This window comes from Nonomuraea sp. NPDC048901 (assembly GCF_040649695.1).
In the GTDB taxonomy this organism is placed as follows: domain Bacteria; phylum Actinomycetota; class Actinomycetes; order Streptosporangiales; family Streptosporangiaceae; genus Nonomuraea.
Genome location: NZ_JBEZFW010000003.1, coordinates 686,550 through 708,232, shown reverse-complemented (window position 1 = coordinate 708,232; position 21,683 = coordinate 686,550). Strand labels below are relative to the sequence as shown.

The window sequence follows — 21,683 nt, the reverse complement described above, 5'->3', positions numbered from 1 at the left end:
GCTGGTAAGTGACGGCTTACCGGTCTAGGGTGACGCCATGACCACGCTGACGTTCGACTCACTGAACCCGGCTACCGGCGAGGTCGTCGGAAGTCACCCCAAGCAGTCCGCCGAGGGCGTACGCGATGCCGTCGGCCGGGCCGAGCAGGCCGCGACCTGGTGGGCCGGGCTGGCTCCCGCCGAGCGCAGGCGCCGCCTGCTCGACTACAAGGCCGTGCTCACCCAGCACCTCAGGGAGCTGGCCGGGCTCGTGCACGAGGAGACGGGCAAGCCGGTCGGCGACGCCACGCTGGAGATGGTGCTGGCGATCACGCACCTCGACTGGGCGGCCCGCAACGCGGCCAAGGTTTTGGGGCGGCGCCGCGTCTCGACCGGGGTGATCGGCCTCAACCTGGCCGCCACGCTCGAATACCTGCCGCTGGGCGTGGTCGGTGTGATCGGGCCGTGGAACTATCCGGTCTTCACGCCGATGGGCTCGATCGCGTACGCGCTCGCGGCCGGCAACGCGGTCGTCTTCAAGCCCAGCGAGCTCACCCCCGGCGTCGGGGTACGTCTGGCGGAGCTGTTCGCCGAGTCGGTGCCGGAGCAGCCGGTGTTCCAGACCGTGACCGGGCTCGGGGAGACGGGCGCGCTGCTGGCGAAGGACCCGCGGGTCAAGAAGGTGGCGTTCACCGGCTCGACCGCCACGGCCAAGCGGGTCATGGCGGCCTGCGCCGAGAACCTGACGCCGATCGTGGCCGAGTGCGGCGGCAAGGACGCGTTCATCGTCGACGCCGACGCCGACCTGAAGGCCGCCGCCGACGCCTGTCTGTGGGGGGCGATGTCCAACGCCGGGCAGACGTGCGTGGGTGTCGAGCGGGTGTACGTCGTGGACGCGGTCTATGAAACTTTCATGCGCGAGCTGTCGGACCGGGTCGCCACGGTCAAAGCCGGCGAGGACTACGGGCCGATCACCATGCCGGGCCAGCTGGACATCATCCGGCGCCACATCGACGACGCCACCAAGTCTGGAAAAGTCGTGACAGGTGGCCCCGGCTCGGTGCGGGCGCCGTACGTCGACCCGGTGATCGTCGAGGACGTGCCGGAGGACTCCCCCGCGGTGCGCGAGGAGACGTTCGGCCCGACGATCACCGTACGGCGCACCCGCGACGCGCGGGAGGCGCTGGAGCTGGCCAACGCCTCCGCATATGGGCTGGCCGGCACGGTCTTCTCCGGCAACGCGCGCCGGGCGACGGAGCTGGCCCGGCTGATGCGTACCGGGATGACGGCCGTCAACTCGGTCATCTCGTTCGCCGGAGTGCCCGCGCTGCCGTTCGGCGGAATCGGCGATTCCGGCTTCGGGCGCATCCACGGGGCCGACGGGTTGCGGGAGTTCGCCAGGCCCAAAGCGATCAGCCGTCAACGCTTCGCGATGCCCGGCATGAACCTGACTTCGTTCAGCAGAGCCCCCGCTGAGCTTGAGCGGCTGATCAGGCTTGTCACGTTCTTGCACGGCCGACGTAAGAGATAAAGTATATGCTCTTTCCCAAAACGGATCATCCGTCCATAATTGTGTGCTCTGGGGGCCACGATCATGTTGGACGGGTGGAATGTGAACCGGTCTTACCGGGGAATGTCGGCTGAGCAAAGGCTGGCGGACAGACGCGAGCGGCTGATGACAGCCGCCTACACGCTATACGCGAAGCCAGGTTTCGTGGCTACGACCATCGAAAGGCTGTGCTCGGAGGCCCGGATCTCGAACCGCGCCTTCTACGAATGTTTCGGCGGCCGTGAGGAACTTCTTCAGGCGCTGCACGAGCGGTGCGCGGAGGAAACCCTCGCCGTTGTGGCCAAGGCGTTACAAGAGGCGCCTGCGACCCTGGACGACAGGATGCAGGCCGGGATTCGCGCGTATATCGAGTTCTCCACGGCCGACTGGCGTCGCGCCCGCATCATGCACCTTGAGGTACGCAGGTCGGGCGACATTCTGACCGCTTCCCGGCAGCGGGCCGTCGACTCCTTCGCCCGCCTTGTCGAGGAGGCGGCGGCGGAATTCCCTCTGGGCGCCGAACCGAATCGACGCCTGGTGGCGCTCGGGGTTATTGGAGCGCTACAAGAGCTGCTCATCGAATGGCTGCTGTCGGAGGAGCCGCCGTCCATCGACGAACTGGTCGGTGTGGCCGTACACATCTTCGGCAGATCCCTCGGTTCGCCGTGAGGCGCTGATTACGGTTCGTGTTTATCTGGCGATCTGGTAAGGAGATAATCACCAAGCTAAAGGGTGATATCTGAGTTCCAGAAACTACTACCGCGTGTGGGAGTATGGCCGCGGAAAAGAGGGCGAGCAGCGGCTGATCGCTGCTCGCCCCTATATATCGCGACATCCCGGCGCACTCCCGAGCACCCGCCGGGCGCCGCTTCAGGCCACCGCGGCTGCCTGAATCTCTACCCGCAGGACCCGATTCAGCCGGGTCACCGCCAAGACCCGCATGATCCGCGGTGGCACCCCCCGAAGAACGAGGTGGCGTTGCACGCTGAGCGCGCGCCGATGCGTGCCCACGAGCACTCCGAGACCGGTGGCGTCGATCATCTCCAGCTTGGAGAGGTCGAGGATCAGATCGCCCTCGCCGGAGTCGACCGCGTCGTGCAGACGTTCCCGCACCCCCGCCGACGTGCCCGCGTCGAGCCGCGCTCCGATCCGCACCACCTGGGCCTTGGGATTGCCCCGGACGCGCATGCCACCTCCTCAGTCACGCCGCACACCTCACGCGGCGTATTCATACCCTTCCGCAGGGCGTCCGCCGAGGTGAACCCGGCACCGTCCCCCTACCCACGCAGCGGAAGTGACACAACCGCCCGCAGAAGGAACTCTCCATCGCCTGTGGGACGGGCCGTCACCTTGCCGCCGATGTCCGCCAGCCGCTCCCCCATGCCCGTCAGGCCACTGCCCAGGTCGGACACCTGATGGCGGACCACTCCGTCGTTGCGCACGCTCAGCTCCGCCTCCTCCTCGGTGAAGCGGAGGGTGATCTCGCAGAAAGAGGCCGTACTGTGCTTGAGCACGTTCGTCGCCGCCTCGCGGACCGCGTAGGCGAACACGGGCGCCACGCCGCCGGGCGGCTCGCGGTAGGGCAGCAGCAGCTCGCAGCGGACGCCGGCCGCTTCGAGTACGCCTTTCACGCTATTCAGCTCAGCGCTCAGGTCAAGTTCGCGATAGCCGCGCACCGCCTGGCGCAGCTCCCGCAGCGCCGTCCTGGTCAGGGTGTTCACCGCCACCATCTCCGCCTTCGCGGCGACGGCGTCGGCGGCCGACAGCCGTACGGCCAGCTCGGTCTTGACCGCGATGGCCGAGAGCTGGTGCCCCACGAGATCGTGCAGGTCCCTGGCGAAGCGCAGCCGCTCCTCCGCGACCGCCAGCCGGGTGTGCGCCTCCCTGCCCTCGTGAGCCTGTACGGCCAGCGTGTAGATCCACGCCCAGAACCGGTTGGACGGCGGCAGCAGGGCGCACATGATCGCGTAGACGAGTCCCAGGGCGAGGACCGCCCCATCGTCGTACGGAACGAGGATCGACACGAGGGGCTGTCCCATGAGGAGGGTGACGACGCCCAGCCCGGTGCCGACCGCGGCCGTACCCACTGCCAGGCCCACGGCCGCCCACACGCGGATATTGATCAGCGCCACGGACACCCAGGCCAGCAGCCCGAAGCCCCATCCGAACGGGTCGGCGCCCCCCAACACCGCGGCGAGGACGGCGAGAGCGCCGGCCGCCACCACCTCTCTCGTGAGGTAGCGGCGCTCCAGGACGGCGCGGGTGATGCGCAGGAAGAGCCAGGTGAAGACGATCAAGGCGATCATCGCGGGCACGATGCGCAGCCAGGAGAGCGTGCCGGTGGCGAGGCCGCCGAGGGTCGCCAGGGCGATGCCGACCCACGTCATCACGATCATGGAGTTCAGCACGCACAGGGAGATGCGCCGCGCCCGCCTGATCGCATCCATCTATTTCGCGTCCACCTGTTTCGGGTCCATCTATTTCGCGCGCAGCACGTCGCCGAGCTTGACCCTGGCCCCGGTCCGCAGCACCGCCCGCTCGTACACCTTCGCGCCGAAGGACAGCACCCCCGCCACGGCGAGCACCATCAGCACCGTGGACAGCCCGATCTCCCAGAGCGGCACGTCGGCGGCGGCCATCCGCACCGGCATGACCATCGAGGAGAACGGCGGCACGAGCGAGGCGACCCTGGCCAGCGTCCCGGTGGGGTCGGTGGTGGCGTAGAAGGCACCGAAATAGGTCACCATGATCAGCATGGTCAGGGGAGACATCACGTTGCTCACCTCCTCCTGCCGGGAGACCAGCGAGCTGAGCGCGGCCGCGAGCGTGGCGAAGAAGGCGTAGCCGAGTACGAACCAGAGCAGTACCCCCGCCACGATCCCCGGCAGGCCGGGCGGGAAGTCCACCGCGATGCCCGAGACGAGCGAGGCCGACACACCGACCACCAGAATCGTGACGAGGTTGATCAGGCCGAGCGCGCCCAGACCGATGATCTTGCCGGCGAGCAGCTGCCACGGCCGGACCGAGGTGAGCAGGATCTCCACGATCCGGCTGCCCTTCTCCTCCACCACTCCCATGGCGACCATCATGACCTGTCCGATGATCAGCATGAAGAGCACGAGGACGAGCACCACGGCGATCCCGGTCCTGGCGGCCTGGTAGCGGGTGTCGGCACCCACGGACACCATCTGGAGCGGCGGGATCGACACGCCTGCGGCGCCCAGTTTGAGCTCCCGGTTGGTGCTCTGCAGCAGCACGCCGAGCTCGGACTCGATCTCTCCGTCGGTGAGCACCTTGGCGTTGTTCACCAGCGCCGCGTCCACGTCGCCGTCGAGCACCGCCTTCTTGGCCGCCGCCTCGTCGGGGAACGTGCGCCACTCGAACTCCGCCTCCGGCAGGGCCGCCTTGAGCGGCAGTTGCTGGGAGTTCACAGTGCCGATCTTGTACGAATCAGGGCGGTCCAGGACCTTCGGCGCGAACGCCACCGCGCCCACCAGTACGGCGGTGATGAGCAGTCCGATGACGAAGGCCTTCGTCCGGATATGGGTGGTGATCTCGCGCCTCGCCACCAGCATCACGCTGTTCACGCCACGGCCTCCTTGAAGATCTCGGTCAGGGTCGGCTGCTCGGCGCCGAAGTGCTCGACCTGCCCGGCCTTCATGGCGCGGCGCAGGATCTCCTGGCCATCCCCGTCGGTGGTGAGCAGCACATGCCGATCGCCGGTGACGGTGACGGTGCCCGGCAGGCCGTCGGCCCACCCGGGCGCCGGGTCGCGCACCACGACGCGGAGCGTACGGCTCTCCGCCGCCCGCAGATCGCCGACCGTACCGCTGGCCACCATCCGGCCCGCTGACACGATGCCGACCGAGTCGCACAGCCGCTCCACCAGCTCCAGCTGATGGCTCGAGAAGATCACCGGTACGCCCCCGCGACACCGCTCCTGCAACACCGTGGCCAGCGCGTCCACCGCGATCGGGTCGAGCCCGGAGAACGGCTCGTCGAGCACCAGCACCTCGGGATCGTGCACCAGCGCCACCGCGAGCTGCACGCGCTGCTGGTTGCCCAGCGACAGCGCCTCGACCGCGTCACCCCGGCGCTCGGTCAGGCCCAGCCGCTCCAGCAGGTCGCCGGCCGCCGTCCTGGCCGCCGCGGCGTCCATGCCGTGCAACCGACCGAAGTACTCGACCTGCTCGGCGACCCGCATCTTCTGGTACAGCCCCCGCTCCTCGGGCATGTAGCCGAACCGCCGCCGGTCGTTGTACTCCAGCGGCCGGCCCTGCCAGCCGACCGAGCCTTCATCGGGCTGCAGCACACCCATGACGATCCGCATGGTGGTCGTCTTGCCGGCGCCGTTCGCGCCGACGAACCCGAACATCTCGCCCGCCCGTACGGCGAAGCTGATCCCGTCGAGGGCAACCTTGCCCTCCGGCGCGTCCGGCCCACCGGCGAAGCGCTTACGCAGCTCGCTGATCTCGAGCATCAGATCCTCTCCTTTGTCATGCAAGCCATCGTCTCGGGCGGCGCCGCACGCTGGTAGTCGTGCAAATCACCGACGCCGTATGCGCCCCGCGTCCGTTCCGGGTGACTTTTGTCATTACGCTGACCTCATGACGCGTGCCGACAAGGACAAGCCGGTCGTCCTCTCCCGGATCTACACCCGCACCGGAGACGACGGCACGACCACGCTGAGCGACATGAGCCGCACCGCCAAGACCGACCTCCGCCTGGCGGCCTACGCGGACGTGGAGGAGGCGAACGCCCATCTGGGCCTGGCCATGTCGCACGGCACGCTGCCGATGGACCTGACGGCGGTGCTGATCCGCGTCCAGAACGAGCTCTTCGACGTGGGCGCCGATCTGGCGACGCCGGTCACGGACAATCCGGAGTTCCCGCCGTTGAGGGTCGAGCAGTCCTACATCGACTGGCTGGAGGCGCGGTGCGATGAGTTCAACGAGCAGCTCAAGCCACTGCGCAGCTTCATCCTCCCCGGCGGCGACCCGTCGATAGCCGGGCTGCACGTGGCAAGGGTCACCGTCCGGCGCGCGGAACGTACGACGTGGGCGGCGCTGGAAGCGCACGAGGACATGAACCCGCTGACGGCCAGATACCTCAACCGCCTGTCAGACCTGCTGTTCATCCTGTGCAGAGTCGCCCACGCGGGCGGCGAGATCCTCTGGAAGCCAGGCGGCACCCGCTAACTCCCTTTAGGGACCTCAGCCCCCACGGGCCGCGTTCTTCTGCTCCCCCGGAGGGGGTATCCCTCCCAAGGGACCTCAACCACCACGGACCGTCGCAAAGACCGAAACGGTCGCGTGACGAACCCCGCCGGAGCCTAGGCGACGTCCAGATAAGCGCTCGGCGGCGCGGACTCAAGCCAGGCGAGAAACCCGGTCAGCGCATCCGCACTCATCGCCAGCGAGATGTCCCGCGTGGTGCCAGAGCAGTCCACCGCGAAGAACCCACTGTCCAACTCCCGCCGCGAGGAAACGACGAGGCCCCGCCTCGCGATAGCGTGGCGGGGCCTGAGTCGCAGACCTATGAGCGGGATCCAATGGAGCTCCCCGTCGGCGTAGCGGGCTACCCCGCGCTGCCAGCCGTGGTCTCCCACGCGCAGGCGGCAGGGCACACTCCCCCGGGAGCGGGCCACCAGGAGCCCGCGCAACACCACCAGGACGGCGACCAGCAGCACACAGATGAGAACCGTCGCTACCAAGCCGCCCCCTTGCATCAAACCCGCTTCAAAAAACTAGACCTCAAGGATCTAGACCTCAAAGGATCTAGACCTCTTCGCCGGCCGCACGCAGCCGGGCCTTGGCACGCTTGGCCTCGACGGCCGCGTCGGCGTCCGCCTGGTCGGCCTCGATCGAGGCCTGCGCCCGTTCGAGAGCGTCACGGGCCGCCGCGATGTCGACCTCCGAGCCGAGCTCGGCGACCTCGGCGAGCACGGACACCTCGTCGTCGGCCACGGAGATGAATCCGCCGTGGACCGCCGCGACCAGGTCGCCCTTGCCCTCCCGCTTCACGCGCAGCACGCCGCCCTCGACGAGGACGCCGAGCACAGGTGCGTGTTGCGGCATAATACCGATCTCGCCGTCCACGGTCTTGGCAATCACCATGTCGGCCTCGCCCGACCAGATCTCACGCTCGGGCGAGACAACGCCTACTCGTAGCTTCGCCACGTAGGCTCCTTTCCGGACAGGAGTGGGGGTACGGCTCGCGCCATACCCCCACCACGGGCGATCAGCGCTCGAGTTCCTTGGCCTTGGCGATGGCCTGGTCGATGCCGCCCACCATGAAGAACGCCTGCTCGGGCAGGTGGTCGTACTCGCCGGCGCACAGGCCCTTGAAGGAGCGGATGGTCTCCTCCAGCGGCACGTTCTCGCCGGGCTGGCCGGTGAACGCCTCGGCGGCGTACATCGGGTGCGACAGGAACCGCTCGATACGGCGGGCCCGCTGGACGGTCACCTTGTCTTCTTCCGACAGTTCGTCGATACCGAGGATGGCGATGATGTCCTGGAGCTCGCGGTACTTCTGCAGGATCCGCTTGGTCTCCTGGGCCACCGCGTAGTGCTCCTCGCCCACGATCTGCGGGTCGAGGATGCGGGAGTTGGAGTCGAGCGGGTCCACCGCGGGGTAGATGCCCTTCTCCGAGATCGGCCGGGAGAGCACGGTCTGCGCGTCGAGGTGCGCGAACGCGTTGTGCGGGGCCGGGTCGGTGATGTCGTCGGCGGGCACGTAGATCGCCTGCATGGAGGTGATCGAGTGACCACGCGTCGAGGTGATGCGCTCCTGGAGCACACCCATCTCGTCGGCCAGCGTGGGCTGGTAACCCACGGCCGACGGCATACGGCCGAGGAGCGTGGACACCTCGGAGCCGGCCTGCGTGAAGCGGAAGATGTTGTCGATGAAGAGCAGCACGTCCTGCTTCTGCACGTCGCGGAAGTACTCCGCCATCGTCAGCGCCGACAGGGCGACCCGCAGACGGGTGCCCGGCGGCTCGTCCATCTGACCGAAGACGAGCGCGGTGTCCTTGAGGACGTCCGCCTCTTCCATCTCCAGCCAGAGGTCGTTGCCCTCACGGGTGCGCTCGCCGACGCCGGCGAACACCGAGGTGCCACCGAAGTTGCGGGCGACCCGGCGGATCATCTCCTGGATGAGGACGGTCTTGCCCACACCCGCGCCGCCGAACAGGCCGATCTTGCCACCCTGTACGTACGGCGTGAGCAGGTCGATGACCTTGATGCCCGTGACGAGCAGCTCGGTGCGCGACTCGAGCTGGTCGAACGGCGGCGACGGCCGGTGGATGCCCCACTTCTCGTTGATCTTGAGAGAAGCGGTCGGCACGTCCAGCGACTCGCCGAGCGTGTTCCACACGTGACCCTTGACGACGTCGCCGACGGGCACCGAGATCGGCAGGCCGGTGTCCGTGACGGCCGCACCCCGGACCACACCGTCGGTGGGCTGCATGGAGATGGCCCGGACGATGTTGTCACCGAGGTGCTGGGCGACCTCGAGGGTCAGCAGCTTGGTGTCCTCACCGAGGGTTACGTCGATGGTCAGCGCATTGTAGATGTCGGGCATCGCCTCGACGGGGAACTCCACGTCGACGACGGGCCCTGTGACCCGAGCCACGCGGCCGACACCGGCCGCGGGGGTCTCAACGGTCTCAACAGCCTCTGCAGTCATTTCACTCTTTCCCCGCTGCGGCGTCAGCGAGCGCGTTGGCGCCACCGACGATCTCGCTGATTTCCTGGGTGATCTCCGCCTGACGAGCCTGGTTCATCTGCATGGTGAACACGCGGATCAGCTCGTTGGCGTTGTCCGTGGCGGACTTCATCGCGCGGCGACGCGCGGCCTCCTCTGAAGCCGCCGACTCCAGCAGCGCCGTGAAGATGCGGGACTCCACGTAACGCGGCAGCAGCGACTCGAGTACGTCGGCCGCGGTGGGCTCGAACTCGAAGTAGGGCGGGATCGCGTCGCTCTCGCTCGCCTCGGTCTCCTCGACCTCCAGCGGCAGGATGCGCTTGACCACGACGTTCTGCGTGAGCATCGAGACGAACTCGGTCGAGACGATGTGGATCTCGTCGATCCCGTTCTCGTCCTTGAACGACTCGATCAGCAGCTCGGCGATCTCCTTGGCGTCGCTGTAGGCGGGCTTCCTGGAGAAGCCGACCCACTGCCCGCCCATCGTCCGGTTGCGGAAGGAGTGCCAGGTGACACCCTTACGGCCGGTGACGAACGGGATGACCTCCAGGCCGCGGGTCTTCAGCAGTCCGCGCAGGGCCTCGGCCTCGCGCAGGACGTTGGCGTTGAAGCCGCCGCAGAACCCGCTGTCGCTGGTGACGACGAGCACGCCCGCCTTGGTGGGATTGTCCTTCGCCACGGTCAGCGGATGGTCGACGCTCGCCGCGTTGCTGACGACGCCGGTGACGGCGCGAGTGATCTCACGCTCGTACGGCAGCGCCGCCTGCATCCGCATCTGCGCCTTCACGATCCGCGAAGAGGCGATGAGCTCCTGAGCGCGGGTGATCTTGGCGGTCGACTTGACCGACTTGATCCGCCGCCGCAGCAGCCTTAGCTGGGCACCCATGGGCTACTTCTTCTCCGCCGAGCGGACGACCTTGCGAATCTTCTCCTGGCCGACCTCGCCCTCTTCGAGCGGTGCGACCGGCTCGTCCTTGACCAGGAGCTCGCCGGAGAAGGTGGTGAAGGACTTCTTGAACTCCGTGATGGCGTCCTTGAGCACGGTCACCGTGTCGTCCAGCAGATCGTTGGTCTCACGGATGCTGTCGAAGACACCCTTGTGCTTGCTCTGCAGGTAGTCCAGGAACTCCGACTCGAAGCGGCGGATGTCCTCGACCGGCACCTCGTCGAGCTCACCGGTGGTGCCGGCCCAGACCGACACGACCTCGCGCTCGACCGAGAACGGCGAGTACTGGGCCTGCTTGAGCAGCTCGGTCAGGCGCTGACCGCGCTCCAGCTGAGCCTTGGACGCCGCGTCGAGGTCGGACGCGAAGGCCGCGAAGGCCTCCAGGTCGCGATACTGCGACAGCGACAGACGCAGCGTGCCCGCGACCTTCCGCATCGCCTTGATCTGCGCCGAGCCACCGACTCGCGAGACCGAGATACCGACGTTGATGGCGGGGCGGATACCGGCGTTGAAGTAGTCGGTCTCCAGGAAGCACTGCCCGTCGGTGATGGAGATGACGTTGGTCGGGATGAACGCCGAGACGTCGTTACCCTTGGTCTCGATGATCGGCAGACCGGTCATCGACCCCGCGCCCATGTCGTTGGAGAGCTTGGCGCAGCGCTCCAGCAGGCGGGAGTGGAGGTAGAAGACGTCGCCCGGGAAGGCCTCACGGCCCGGCGGACGGCGCAGCAGCAGCGAGACCGCGCGGTAGGCGTCGGCCTGCTTGGTCAGGTCGTCGAAGACGATGAGAACGTGCTTGCCCTGGTACATCCAGTGCTGCCCGATGGCGGAACCGGTGTAGGGCGAAATGTACTTGTAGCCCGCGGGGTCGGACGCCGGGGCGGCGACGATCGTGGTGTACTCGAGCGCGCCCGCCTCCTCGAGGCGAGCCCGCACCTGGGCGATCGTCGAGCCCTTCTGGCCGACCGCGACGTAGACGCAGCGCACCTGCTTGTCCGGGTCACCGGACGCCCAGTTCTCGCGCTGGTTGATGATGGTGTCCACGGCGATCGCGGTCTTGCCGGTGCCACGGTCACCGATGATCAGCTGACGCTGGCCACGGCCGATCGGCGTCATGGCGTCGATCGCCTTGATGCCGGTCTGCAGCGGCTGCTTCACCGGCTGCCGCTGGACGACCGAGGGGGCCTGGAGTTCGAGGGCGCGCAGGCCCTCGGACTCGATGGCGCCCTTGCCGTCGAGCGGGTTGCCGAGGGGGTCGACCACGCGGCCGAGGAAGCCATCGCCGACGGGCACGGACAGGACCTCGCCCGTCCGGCGGACCGTCTGGCCCTCCTCGATGCTGCTGAAGTCGCCCAGGACCACGACACCGATCTCGCGGGTGTCGAGGTTGAGTGCCAGGCCGCGCGTGCCGTCCTCGAACTCGAGCAGCTCGTTCGCCATCGCCGAGGGAAGGCCGGAGACATGGGCGATGCCGTCGCCACAGTCGACGACGGTCCCGATCTCCTCGCGCGCGGCGCCTTCCGGTTCGTACGCCTGGACGAAGCGCTCAAGCGCGTCCCGGATCTCGTCCGGCCGGATCGTAAGCTCCGCCATCTCTTCTCTGTCTCCTCTATCGCCCTAGCCGGCCAACCGGCGGCGGACTTCTTCGATTCGTCCCACAATGGTGGTGTCGATGATCTCGTCGCCGATGCGGACCGAGAAACCACCGAGCACTCGGGGATCCACTTCGACGTTGACGTGCACGTCGCGACCGTAAGAGGTGCGCAGCCACGCCGTGAGACGCTGCTTCTGCTCCCCGGTCAGCTCGACCGCGGTGCGCACCGTCGCGACGAGGCGCTGGCGCTGCTGCGCCACCAGCCGGCTGAACTCCTCCAGGCCTGCCTCCAGGCTACGCCCACGAGGATGCACGACCACCTGCGTGATCAGACGCAGGCTGGTGGGGGCGGCACGGCCACCGAGCAGGTCCTGCAGCAGCTGCCGCTTGCCCTCCTCGGGAGCGGCCGCGTCGGTGAGGGCCAGGCGGAGCTCGAGGTTGGCGGCGACGATCCGGCCGAAGCGGAAGAGCTCGTCCTCCACGTCGTCCAGCTTGCCCTGCGCCTCGGCCTCCGCGGCCGCGGCGACGACGCCGAGCCGTTCGAGCACGTCGGCCAGGTCTCCGGCGCGCGACCACTTGACCTCGACCGCGGCCTCGGCCGTGGCGAGCGCGGCCGCGCTGACCTTGCCATCGAGCAGATTCCGGATGACCTGCGCCTTCTGAGCACCGGGCCGGGCCGGGTCCGACAGGGCCCGGCGCAGTCCGTGCTCACGGTCCAGCAGGTCCGCGATCGCGTTGAGGTCCTCGGCCAGCCGGCCCAGGTCCGCCGAGCCCGCCACAGCGTTGAACCGCTCCTCGACCACGGCGAGCGAGTCTTTGCTGAGGCCCCTCATCTGGTCGCTCACCGCACCGCCTGCGCGTCCGAGCGCTCCAGCTCGTCGAGGAACCGGTCGATGACGCGGCTCTGCCGGGCCTCGTCCTCCAGGGACTCACCAACGATGCGGCCGGCCAGGTCGGTCGACAGCCGGCCGATCTCGGTACGGAGCTGGGCGAAGGCCGCCTGCCGGTCCGCCTCGATCTGGGCGTGCGCCGCCTCGACGAGACGGCGGGCCTCGGCCTGCGCCTCCTCGCGGAGCTCTGCCCGGATCTCCGCGGCCTGCTCGCGAGCCTCCTCACGGAGACGAGCCGCTTCCTGCCTGGCCTCGGCCAGCTGTTCGCGGTACTGCTTCTGCAGGTTCAGGGCCTCGGCCTGAGCCTCTTCCGCTCGCTTTATGCCGCCTTCGATAGCTTCGGTACGCTCGGCCAGCGTCGTCTGAATACGCGGGACGAGCAGCTTACCGACTACGAAGAGGACGACGAGGAACGAGAAGATACCGACGACGAGCTCGAATGTGTGCGGGATGAGGGGGTTGGACCCCTCCTCCGCGGCCAGGAGCGTAGCTGCCTTGATCATGGATGCAGCCTTTCGTCAGAAGGGGTGATCAGGAGGCGCCGATGTTCTGGAAGATGAACGGCGCGACCAGACCGAGCAGGGCCAGGGCCTCGGTGAGGACGAAGCCGAGGAGCATGTTCTGGCGGATCAGGCCGTAGGCCTCGGGCTGGCGCGCGATGGCCTGCACGCCCTGACCGAAGATGATGCCGACGCCGATGCCGGGGCCGATGGCGGCAAGACCGTAACCGATGGCGGTGACGTTGCCGGAGACCTCAGCGAGAACGCTCATTGCTGTATTCCTTTACTGGACGGCCGGTGAAGCGGTGTCTCCACCGGTCATGGATATTCCGGTATGGATGGTTCTCAGTGCTCGGGGTGAAGTGCGTTGCCGATGTACATCGAGGCCAGCATGGCGAACAGGAACGCCTGCAGGAACTGGATGAAGATCTCGAAGCCGGTGAAGATGATGGTCATGATCACGCCGATGACGCCGACGGGGGCGCCCAGCGGGGTCAGCTTCTCGAACAGGAACCAGAAGCCCACCATGCTGAAGAACGCGAGGAGCATGTGGCCCGCGAACATGTTCGCGAACAGTCGGACCGCATGCGTGAACGGCGCGATGATCAGGTTCGACAGGAACTCGATCGGCGACAGCAGGATGTAGATCGGCTTGGGCAGTCCCGGCGGGAACATCATGTTCTTGAAGTAGCCGATCGCGCCCTGGTGCTTGACGCCCAGGTAGACCTTCAGCACGTAGATCGAGATCGCGAGCACGGCCGGGAAGGCGATGTGCGAGGCCACGGGGAACTGGAGCAGCGGGACGACGCCCATGATGTTCCACACGAACACCAGGAAGAACAGCGTCAGCAGCAGGCCCATCCACCGGTCGGCGTCCTTGCCCAGGAAGGGCCGGGCGACCTGGTCGCGGACGAACATGTAGCCGTATTCGGCCACGTTCTGAACGCCCCGTGGCACGATCTTCGGGCTGGCGAAGGCTGCCCAGCAGAAGCCGATCACGATGATCGAGCTGAGGATCGCGAGAAGAACCGGCTTGGTGAACCAGTCCACCCCGGGAATGATGGGGGCGAAATTGAACAGTTCATCAGGCGACGGCGCCTTGAACTGATCGTCGGCGAGGACCGTCAGCGCACTCACGCGGCGTTCCCTTCAACGTCGTAGCGGATCACAAGGGTTTCCTCAGCGAAGTGGTCGCGCCGTGCGGCTAGCGACCGTACTTGCGGTAGACCAGGTACACGGACAGTACGATCCCCAGGACGACGCCTATAGGGAAGAACGCGGACGTGTCGAGCCAACGGTCCAGCAACCAGCCGCCGCCGCCGTAGATCGCCATCCCGGCGAGCAGGTAGCTGGGGATCGACCATGCGGCGTTGGCGAAGTCCTGACCGTCGTCTTCCGGTCGGCGTTCCTGTTCGCTCATCGCGGGGCCGACGATAGCAGGCAAGTAGAGGACTAGTCATATCGGACCCCATCCCTTTACCAGCCTCATGGGCCACCGTTCCCCGGGACCTTGGCTTCGGGGTCGACATAAAGCATTTTTGTCTTCATGAACGCCCGGACCTCGAAAGCCGTCCAGACGAGCGTGCATACCACGACGGACCAGGCGAAAGCCCTGTTGTTCCACGCCGTGGTGTCGCCGAAGGCCGCCAGCATCGCCATGATGGCGATGACTTTGATGAGATAGCTCACCATCGCGACGATGGCCATGATTTGCGGGGACACTCGGGCCGCGTAGGAGACGGCCACCACGCTGATGCTGAAGAAGACACCGACGAGCGCCGCGCCGATGGCCGCGCCCAGCGCTCCCTTCGCTCCCGACAGGAGCAGGGCCACGACCACGGCGACCACCCCAACCGCGAGGGTGGGGATCGCGGCACTCTTGAGTACGCGCACGTCGTTGGCCTGCATCGGTGCTCCAGTAAGCATGTTATCAAGCGAGCGTTTGCTACCCCCAAAGCCGGTGCATTGGGGGCCCCTGCTCGTGAAAGATATCACAAGCTCACTGAAGACCGCTTTTACCTGCCGTTTCTAGTTCGCGATCATGAACGGCCTGGAACGGCAGGAATGACCGGTTTCGCCGCGGCGCTCGCCCGCTCCTGCGACGGACCCGGCGGCGGTCCGACGGGCGGCGGGACCTGCCGCCTGACCTCGGCTTCCGGCACGATCGGCGGCATGGGGCCCGTGGGCGGGCCGTCGTCGTCGGACCTGCCGCGGGAGTGGAGGCCGCCCCTGCCCCGCCAGCGTGGCGCGGCCATCAGGACCAGCACACCGAGCGCGAGCAGGATGACCACCGGGAACAGCAGGATGGGCACACCGATCGTGGACAGCGCGACGATGCCGAACGCGAACAGGAACGTCCACGCGTACATGATCAGCACGGTGCGGCGGTGGGAGTGGCCGATGTCGAGCAGGCGATGGTGCAGGTGACCGCGGTCGGGCGCGAACGGCGACATGCCGTGCGAGGTGCGCCGCACGACGGCGGTGATCAGGTCGATGAGCGGGAGCACCAGCACCGCGGCGGGCACGAGCAGCGGCAGCAGCACCGGCACCCGGTTCATGCCCTCGATGACCGACGGGTCGACCGGCGTCACGGTGACGATCGAGGAGGCGAGCACGAGCCCGATGAGCATCGCCCCGGTGTCGCCCATGAAGATCTTCGCGGGATGGAAGTTGTGCGGCAGGAATCCCAGGCAGCAGCCGATGAGGATGGCGGCGATGGCCGCCGTGGTGGCGATGCGGTCGCCGCTGATGCTCTGTTTGAGGAAGATCGAGTAGGCCCAGGTGGCCATGCCCGCGATGCAGACGATGCCCGCCGCCAAGCCGTCGAGGCCGTCGACGAAGTTGACCGCGTTGATCGCCACCACCACGACCATGATCGTGATGACGGTGCTCAGTGTGTAGTCGAGGCTGGTGGAGCCGCCCCAGTCCTTGGGCAGCGGGATGTAGGTGAGCCGCAGGCCGAACCAGACGAGCACGCCGGCGGCCGCGATCTGGCCGGCCAGCTTGATGAAGGCGTCCATGCCCCACCAGTCGTCGAGGAACCCCGTCAACGTGATGAGGCCGCCCGAGATGATCAACGCCATCACCGGGTTGCCCTCGGCCTCGCTCAGCACCTTGCCGGTGTTGGTCAGCTCGCTGGCCACCAGCAGCCCGACGACCAGCCCGCCGTACATGGCCAGACCGCCCAGTCTCGGCGTCGGCGTGGTGTGCACGTCGCGTTCGCGGACCTCGGGCATGGCGCCGATGCGGATGGCGAAGCGGCGCACCAGCGGGACGAGCAGATACGTCACCGCTGCCGCAATGAGCGCCATGAACAGGTATTCGCGCACGGACCTAGTTTCCTGGATGCTCCGACCGGCTGTGACCGGAAATCGACACACACCAGCTTAATTTTGGCTCTTAATATTGGCTGTCATATGGCTGGAAGGCCCCCACCAGGGCCGCGACCCGCCCCTTGACCTCGGCCGCAGTGCCCGGATGGCGTACGGCCTGCACGAGCAGGGCCCCCACTTCCTTCAACTCCTGGGGCCCCATCCCCTGAGTGGTGAGACACGGCGTGCCGACACGTATCCCGGAGGTCACGGCCGGAGGCTCCGGATCGTACGGGATCACGTTCCGGTTGAGCGTGATCCCCGCCGCGGCGCACCGCCGCTCGGCCTCGGCGCCCGACACGCCCAGTTCGCGCAGGTCGATGAGCATCAGATGCGTCTCCGTGCCGCCTGACACCGGCCGCATCCCCTCGGCCGCCAGGGAGTCGCACAGGGCCTGGGCATTGGCGACCACCTGCTTGGCGTACGCGCCGAACTCGGGCCGCAGCGCCTCGCCGAACGCCACCGCCTTGGCCGCCACGGCGTGCATGAGGGGACCGCTCTGGATGAACGGGTACACCGCCCGGTCGATCCGCGCGGCGAGCTCCGCCGTACAGAGGATGCCGCCCCCGCGCGGTCCGCGCAGCGCCTTGTGCGTGGTGTAGGTGACCACGTCCGCGTACGGCACGGCGGACGGAATGGCGCCACCGGCCATCAGCCCGATCGGATGCGCCACGTCGGCGAGCAGCCAGGCGCCCACCTCGTCCGCGATGCCACGGAAGACGGCGAAGTCGATCAGCCGGGCGTAGGAGGTGGCGCCACAGACGATCACTTTTGGCTGGTGCCGCAGCGCGAGGTCCCGTACTTCGTCGTAGTCGATGAGTTCGGTGTCCCGTCGCACCCCGTATGACACGACGTCGAACCATCTTCCCGAGAAGTTCACCTTCGAGCCATGGGTGAGATGACCGCCGTGCAGCAGGTCCATGGCCAGCATGGTGTCGCCGGGCTGCAGCAGGGCCGCGTACGCCGCGAGATTGGCGGAGGCCCCCGAATGGGGCTGCACGTTGGCGTGCTCGGCCCCGAACAACCTCAAGGCCCGCTCGATCGCCAGCCGCTCCGCCCGGTCGACGACCTCGCAGCCACCGTAGTAGCGATGGCCCGGGTAGCCTTCGGCGTACTTGTTGGTCAGGGTGGATCCGAGGGCGGCGAGGACCGCCGGGGAAGCGAGATTCTCACTCGCGATCAGCTGGAGACCACCGCGGACCCGTTCCAGCTCGTCGAGCAGCACCTGAGCCAGCTCGGGGTCCTGCCGCTGGAGCCGTCCGAAGTCCGGACCGTAGTAGGGCACTACACCCATTCTCCCACTGTACGGCCATTTGTCCGTTTTTCCCATGCCCCACCGTCGTTCCGGCAGTCAGGCGGGCTGCCGAAGCGCTGCTCCACGGACGCGCGCCGACCATCCGTCCTTCCTCTACCTGACGGGGACCCCAGCCACGACGGACCGTCATCTTCCACTCCCCCGACGGAGGACCCGCCCGAAGGGACCCAAGCCATCACGGACCGCCTCCTCCGCTCACCCGGGGCCGCTCGACGGCACCCCAACCCCACGAACCGTCTTCCCCTACTCCCCGCAGGGGATATGCCTCCAAAAGACCCCAGCCACGTCAGACCGTCACCGAGATTGAGACGGTCGGGTGACGAAACACCGGGGGACCGTTGGGGCCACCGCCCCCGAGGAGGCGACCAGCCGAGCAGCCGGTATGGCGGCCAGTCGAGTGACTGGGCCCAGCATCGACCCAGCCGAGCGGTCAGGTGGGCGGTCAGTGGGGCGGGCTGTCAGGAGAACGCGTGAGGGGCGCCGATCGCACTGGGCACCCAGCGAGGCGTGTCGGCGGCCTCCTCGCTGATCGACGTCAGCACGGCCTGACGGTAGAGGGCGAGCCTGGAGCGCCACGCGCCGATGTCCTCGACGTAGCGGGTGCCCACAGGGGCATCCCACGTCTGCGGGCTCTTGGCAAGCTGGTACGCCTTGTCAAGGGCCGTTGTGAGGCCCTCTAGCAGGGGTAGGACGGTCTGCCAGGCGGTGACCAGGCGCTGGTACTCGGGATTGAACTCCCAGGCCCTTGGGTGGGCTTCCAGGGGGTTGCCGTTACCGTTGACGGGCGGGTTCTCGCCCGGTTGGCGGGGTTGAGGGGCGGGCGGGTCCAGGTACATCACACGCTCCTCTCGTGGGTCCCCGGCTCGATTGTGCCGGGCGGCCCATCAGGCTGAATGTCTCTGAGCGCCCACTCGCCCTTGCCGTACTCGCCCTGTGGCACCTGCACACTCGGCATGTCCATGGGCGGAACGTCACGGGCGTGTTCGACCAGGGTGCTGAGCGCGTCGGTGTCCAGCGGCTTCACGTCGATGGAGACGACGTCGCCGGCCCACTTCCCGGCATCTGCCCCTTGTGCCGCGTAGACGGTCGTAGCGGTGGTCTCGCGGGTGGAGGTGTCGGCGGGCGGGGGCGTCGCGCTGTCGGTGGCAGGCGGCGGGGTGGAGCCACCCTGATCCGCCGACGGCTCGGTAGGTGGCACCACGACCGGTTCACCGACAGTGGGCATCGAGACATCCGTGGCCCGCTGCCCCGACGGATTGGTCGGTGTCGTGTCACCTGCTCTGTGGTCGGGCACCTGCTGACCCGGCGGGTTGGTGGGCGTCGCATCACCCGCCCTCTGATCCGGAACCTGCTGACCCGGCGGATCCGCCGGTGTGACCACCGAACCGTCGCCGGTCGAGCGCGTTCCCGTGTCCGTTCCCTGGCACTCGCCGGTGTCGGTCGTGGCCGTGGGTGTGTCCGCCGTCGCGGTGGAGTCGGCTGTCTGGGCCGTAGCGGCCGTGTCCGCCGTCGAGCCCGATATGTCGTCTACGGACGGCGTGCCGCTTGCGGAGGCTATATCCCCAGTTGATGGGGTGTGGTGGCCCGTGGATGAGGTTGCACTGCCGGGGTCGATCGTCCCCGGCTGGCCGTCGGGGCTGATGTGCCTGGGTGCCCACTCGCCCGTGCCGTACTCGCCCGCCGGGACCTCCACCCTCGGCATCTCGGCCGGCTGGACGTCGCGCGCGTGGTCCACCACCGTCGACACCGCGTCGGGGTCCAACGGCTTGGCGTCGATGGACACTACGTCGCTGCCGTTGTTGGCCCAGGCGTTGACGTCCGCGCCGTGCGTGGACGCGTCGCCGGAGACCGAGGGCATCTCGGCGGGCTGCACCTTCTCGATGTCGTCGAGCAGCGCCCGCAACTCTTCGGCCGTAGGCGGATCAATGGGCACCTGGAGCACCTTGACACCGTCGACCACGATGACCCGAGGTTTGTGCGGGTCGGAGTCGTCGGGATGGTCCTTGGCCGGGGTGTCGATGATCCCGCTGTCGGAGTCGGCGCCGCGATCTCGCCTGCTGGCGATGTCGTCGTCCTTGGGCTCGTCACCGGTGTCAGGCGTGATGTTGTCGACATCCGGTTTGTCGTCACCCGTCTTGGCGTCCGGCTTGTCCGCACCGGTCTTGGCGTCCGGTTTGTCGTCATCGCAAGCCTTAGCGTCCGGTTTGTCTTCGCCCGTCTTGGCGTCGGGCTTGTCTTCGCCCGTCTTCGCGTCCGGCTTATCGTCGGTCTTCGCGTCCGGCTTGTCTTCGCCCGTCCTGACGTCCGGCTTATCGTCGGTCTTGGCGTCCGGTTTATCGCCCGTCTTCGCGTCGGGCTTGTCATCCCTCTTCGCGTCAGGCTTATCGTCTGCCTTGGCATCCGGCTTATCGCCCGTCTTCGTGTCGGGCTTGTCCTCGCCGGTTTTGGCGTCCGGCTTGTCGGCAGGGGTGCCGTCGTCCGCTCGCGGGTTCTCGTACTTGGACCGCTCATCGCCTCGGTCCTTCTTGGGCTCGTCGCCGTCCTTGGCGTCACTGCCCACCGTCGGCGCGGCCTCCTTGGCCTGATCCCCCATCCGCGGATGATCGGCCTTCTTCTCCAGCAGCCCAAGCCGGGCCGTCACGTCACGGACCATCACCTCGGCTGCGTCGGCCACCTGGACCGGGCGGTGGGTGGTCTGGGTGGCCAGACCCGCCCCGCTCATGACCTGCCCGACACGGCCCTCGACCGACCGCATCTGCGTGACCGCGTGCTTAACCTCGGCCAGCAGATCACGGACCAGCTTGGGATCCATGCCGTCGAACTTGCCCATGGGTCACTCCCGGACGTCTCGCCGCTCCGGACTTCACCGTAAGGGCCTGCTGGCATCGCCGCAGCCGGGATAATCAGACGGTATACGTCAGGCGTCCCTTCACGCCGTACACGCCGACCGGACAAACCGAATAGGCCCGCCGGGCAAACCAGGCGGACGGGCATACGGACGAGCCGGGTGGACGAACAGACCAAGGCCGACAGGCCAGACCGATGGGCCGGACAGACGTGCCGAGCGGGCGGACCAGGCCGACAAGCCGGACGGGCCAGGCGGCCGAGGGGCCCCGCGGATGGAGATACAAACGGACCAGGCCGACAGGCCCCGTGGTCAGTCGTCCGTGGCGACGTAGCCGATGATGCCGCGCAGTTTCTCCACCGGGATCGCCCCCCGCCTGAGCATCCGCGGCACCGCCGTGGTCAGGTCCAGGATCGTGGACGGTGTGTTGTCCGTGGTCTTGCCGCCGTCCAGGTAGACCGCGACCGACTCACCCAGCTGCTCCTCGGCCTCCGCCGCCGTGACGGCCGCCGGGGCGCCCGAGCGGTTGGCGCTGGAGACGGCCATCGGGCCGGTCTCCTTCAGCAGGTCGAGCGCGACCGGGTGGAGCGGCATGCGCAGCGCGACCGTGCCCTTGGTCTCGCCCAGGTCCCAGGACAGCGCCCGGTTGGCCTTGCAGACGAGCGTGAGGGGGCCGGGCCAGAAGGCGTCGATGAGGTCCTGACCGTACGGTCCCAGGTCGTCGACCAGGGCGTTGGCCGCCCTGACGGTGCCGACGAGGACCGGTGGCGGCATGTCGCGGCCGCGGCCCTTGGCCTCGAGCAGGGCGGTGATCGCCGCGGGAGTGAAGGCGTCGGCGCCTATCCCGTAGACCGTGTCGGTCGGCAGCACTACCAGCTCGCCGCGGCGTACGGCGGAGGCGGCCTCCGTCAGGCCCTCGGCCCGCTGCTCCATGTCCGTGCAGTCAAAGCGTCTTCCCACGGTCTTATCGCCTCGCTCCGCTCGGCGGGG

Annotated in this window: 23 protein-coding genes; 3 read left to right on the top strand and 20 right to left on the bottom strand. The window is 67.9% G+C overall.

The window, feature by feature from the left end:
* The first annotated feature begins 37 nt into the window (after window positions 1–37).
* Together AB0C30_RS12775 and AB0C30_RS12770 are read left to right on the top strand one after the other, a co-directional pair.
* Window positions 38–1,510: an aldehyde dehydrogenase family protein gene (locus AB0C30_RS12775; protein ID WP_357942690.1), complete on the top strand. Its 1,473-nt coding sequence runs from the start codon at window positions 38–40 to the stop codon at window positions 1,508–1,510.
* Between the two features lie 63 nt (window positions 1,511–1,573).
* Window positions 1,574–2,197, top strand: coding sequence for a TetR/AcrR family transcriptional regulator (locus AB0C30_RS12770; RefSeq protein WP_357942688.1), 624 nt, complete (start codon window positions 1,574–1,576; stop codon window positions 2,195–2,197).
* A 201-nt stretch (window positions 2,198–2,398) separates the two neighbouring features.
* Here AB0C30_RS12770 and AB0C30_RS12765 read toward each other — a convergent pair whose 3' ends face one another.
* The 4 genes from AB0C30_RS12765 to AB0C30_RS12750 all read right to left on the bottom strand — a co-directional run bounded on the left by AB0C30_RS12765 (window position 2,399) and on the right by AB0C30_RS12750 (window position 6,008).
* Complete coding sequence (locus tag AB0C30_RS12765; RefSeq protein WP_357942686.1) at window positions 2,399–2,716, bottom strand: STAS domain-containing protein; 318 nt, start codon at window positions 2,714–2,716, stop codon at window positions 2,399–2,401.
* Window positions 2,717–2,805: 89 nt separating this feature from the next.
* On the bottom strand, window positions 2,806–3,975 hold the full coding sequence (locus tag AB0C30_RS12760) for a histidine kinase (RefSeq protein ID WP_357942684.1): 1,170 nt from the start codon (window positions 3,973–3,975) through the stop codon (window positions 2,806–2,808).
* A 30-nt stretch (window positions 3,976–4,005) separates the two neighbouring features.
* A complete protein-coding gene (locus tag AB0C30_RS12755) occupies window positions 4,006–5,115 on the bottom strand; it encodes an ABC transporter permease (RefSeq protein ID WP_357942682.1) in 1,110 nt (369 codons plus the stop codon).
* Window positions 5,112–6,008: an ATP-binding cassette domain-containing protein gene (locus AB0C30_RS12750; protein WP_357942680.1), complete on the bottom strand. Its 897-nt coding sequence runs from the start codon at window positions 6,006–6,008 to the stop codon at window positions 5,112–5,114. Before AB0C30_RS12750 ends, AB0C30_RS12755 begins: the two co-directional genes overlap by 4 nt.
* A 127-nt stretch (window positions 6,009–6,135) precedes the next feature.
* Between AB0C30_RS12750 and AB0C30_RS12745 the strand changes: the two genes are divergently transcribed.
* Entirely contained in the window at window positions 6,136–6,726 is a 591-nt protein-coding gene (locus AB0C30_RS12745; protein ID WP_357942678.1) for a cob(I)yrinic acid a,c-diamide adenosyltransferase, read from the top strand.
* Between the two features lie 134 nt (window positions 6,727–6,860).
* Here AB0C30_RS12745 and AB0C30_RS12740 read toward each other — a convergent pair whose 3' ends face one another.
* The 16 genes from AB0C30_RS12740 to AB0C30_RS12665 form a co-directional block, all read right to left on the bottom strand.
* Entirely contained in the window at window positions 6,861–7,241 is a 381-nt protein-coding gene (locus tag AB0C30_RS12740) for a DUF2550 domain-containing protein (RefSeq protein ID WP_357942676.1), read from the bottom strand.
* A gap of 64 nt (window positions 7,242–7,305) precedes the next feature.
* Window positions 7,306–7,707, bottom strand: coding sequence for a F0F1 ATP synthase subunit epsilon (locus AB0C30_RS12735; RefSeq protein WP_225290371.1), 402 nt, complete (start codon window positions 7,705–7,707; stop codon window positions 7,306–7,308).
* 61 nt (window positions 7,708–7,768) lie between these two features.
* Complete coding sequence (gene atpD, locus AB0C30_RS12730) at window positions 7,769–9,214, bottom strand: F0F1 ATP synthase subunit beta (RefSeq protein WP_357942674.1); 1,446 nt, start codon at window positions 9,212–9,214, stop codon at window positions 7,769–7,771.
* Between the two features lies 1 nt (window position 9,215).
* On the bottom strand, window positions 9,216–10,118 hold the full coding sequence (locus AB0C30_RS12725; RefSeq protein WP_357942672.1) for a F0F1 ATP synthase subunit gamma: 903 nt from the start codon (window positions 10,116–10,118) through the stop codon (window positions 9,216–9,218).
* 3 nt (window positions 10,119–10,121) lie between these two features.
* Complete coding sequence (gene atpA, locus AB0C30_RS12720) at window positions 10,122–11,771, bottom strand: F0F1 ATP synthase subunit alpha (protein ID WP_357942670.1); 1,650 nt, start codon at window positions 11,769–11,771, stop codon at window positions 10,122–10,124.
* Between the two features lie 24 nt (window positions 11,772–11,795).
* Entirely contained in the window at window positions 11,796–12,617 is an 822-nt protein-coding gene (locus AB0C30_RS12715) for a F0F1 ATP synthase subunit delta (RefSeq protein WP_357942668.1), read from the bottom strand.
* Window positions 12,614–13,165, bottom strand: a complete 552-nt coding sequence (locus AB0C30_RS12710) for a F0F1 ATP synthase subunit B (protein ID WP_357942666.1) — start codon at window positions 13,163–13,165, stop codon at window positions 12,614–12,616. Before AB0C30_RS12710 ends, AB0C30_RS12715 begins: the two co-directional genes overlap by 4 nt.
* Before the next feature lie 28 nt (window positions 13,166–13,193).
* Window positions 13,194–13,433 carry an ATP synthase F0 subunit C gene (atpE, locus tag AB0C30_RS12705; RefSeq protein ID WP_357942664.1) on the bottom strand — a complete coding sequence of 80 codons (240 nt, stop codon included), beginning with the start codon at window positions 13,431–13,433 and terminating at the stop codon, window positions 13,194–13,196.
* Window positions 13,434–13,507: 74 nt separating this feature from the next.
* The gene (gene atpB / locus AB0C30_RS12700) at window positions 13,508–14,299 is read right to left on the bottom strand and encodes a F0F1 ATP synthase subunit A (protein WP_357942662.1); all 792 of its coding nucleotides are present in this window, start codon (window positions 14,297–14,299) and stop codon (window positions 13,508–13,510) included.
* Between the two features lie 67 nt (window positions 14,300–14,366).
* On the bottom strand, window positions 14,367–14,582 hold the full coding sequence (locus AB0C30_RS12695) for an AtpZ/AtpI family protein (RefSeq protein WP_214641702.1): 216 nt from the start codon (window positions 14,580–14,582) through the stop codon (window positions 14,367–14,369).
* A 65-nt stretch (window positions 14,583–14,647) separates the two neighbouring features.
* On the bottom strand, window positions 14,648–15,070 hold the full coding sequence (locus AB0C30_RS12690) for a hypothetical protein (RefSeq protein ID WP_357942660.1): 423 nt from the start codon (window positions 15,068–15,070) through the stop codon (window positions 14,648–14,650).
* 131 nt (window positions 15,071–15,201) lie between these two features.
* Window positions 15,202–16,491, bottom strand: a complete 1,290-nt coding sequence (locus tag AB0C30_RS12685; RefSeq protein WP_357942658.1) for an MraY family glycosyltransferase — start codon at window positions 16,489–16,491, stop codon at window positions 15,202–15,204.
* A 70-nt stretch (window positions 16,492–16,561) separates the two neighbouring features.
* Complete coding sequence (gene glyA / locus AB0C30_RS12680; protein ID WP_357942656.1) at window positions 16,562–17,827, bottom strand: serine hydroxymethyltransferase; 1,266 nt, start codon at window positions 17,825–17,827, stop codon at window positions 16,562–16,564.
* Between the two features lie 479 nt (window positions 17,828–18,306).
* Window positions 18,307–18,684 (bottom strand): hypothetical protein, encoded by a 378-nt coding sequence (locus AB0C30_RS12675; RefSeq protein WP_357942654.1) that lies wholly within the window; start codon window positions 18,682–18,684, stop codon window positions 18,307–18,309.
* A complete protein-coding gene (locus AB0C30_RS12670; RefSeq protein WP_357942652.1) occupies window positions 18,684–20,678 on the bottom strand; it encodes a hypothetical protein in 1,995 nt (664 codons plus the stop codon). Before AB0C30_RS12670 ends, AB0C30_RS12675 begins: the two co-directional genes overlap by 1 nt.
* A gap of 327 nt (window positions 20,679–21,005) precedes the next feature.
* A complete protein-coding gene (locus AB0C30_RS12665; RefSeq protein WP_225290359.1) occupies window positions 21,006–21,653 on the bottom strand; it encodes an L-threonylcarbamoyladenylate synthase in 648 nt (215 codons plus the stop codon).
* Between the last annotated feature and the right edge of the window lie 30 nt (window positions 21,654–21,683).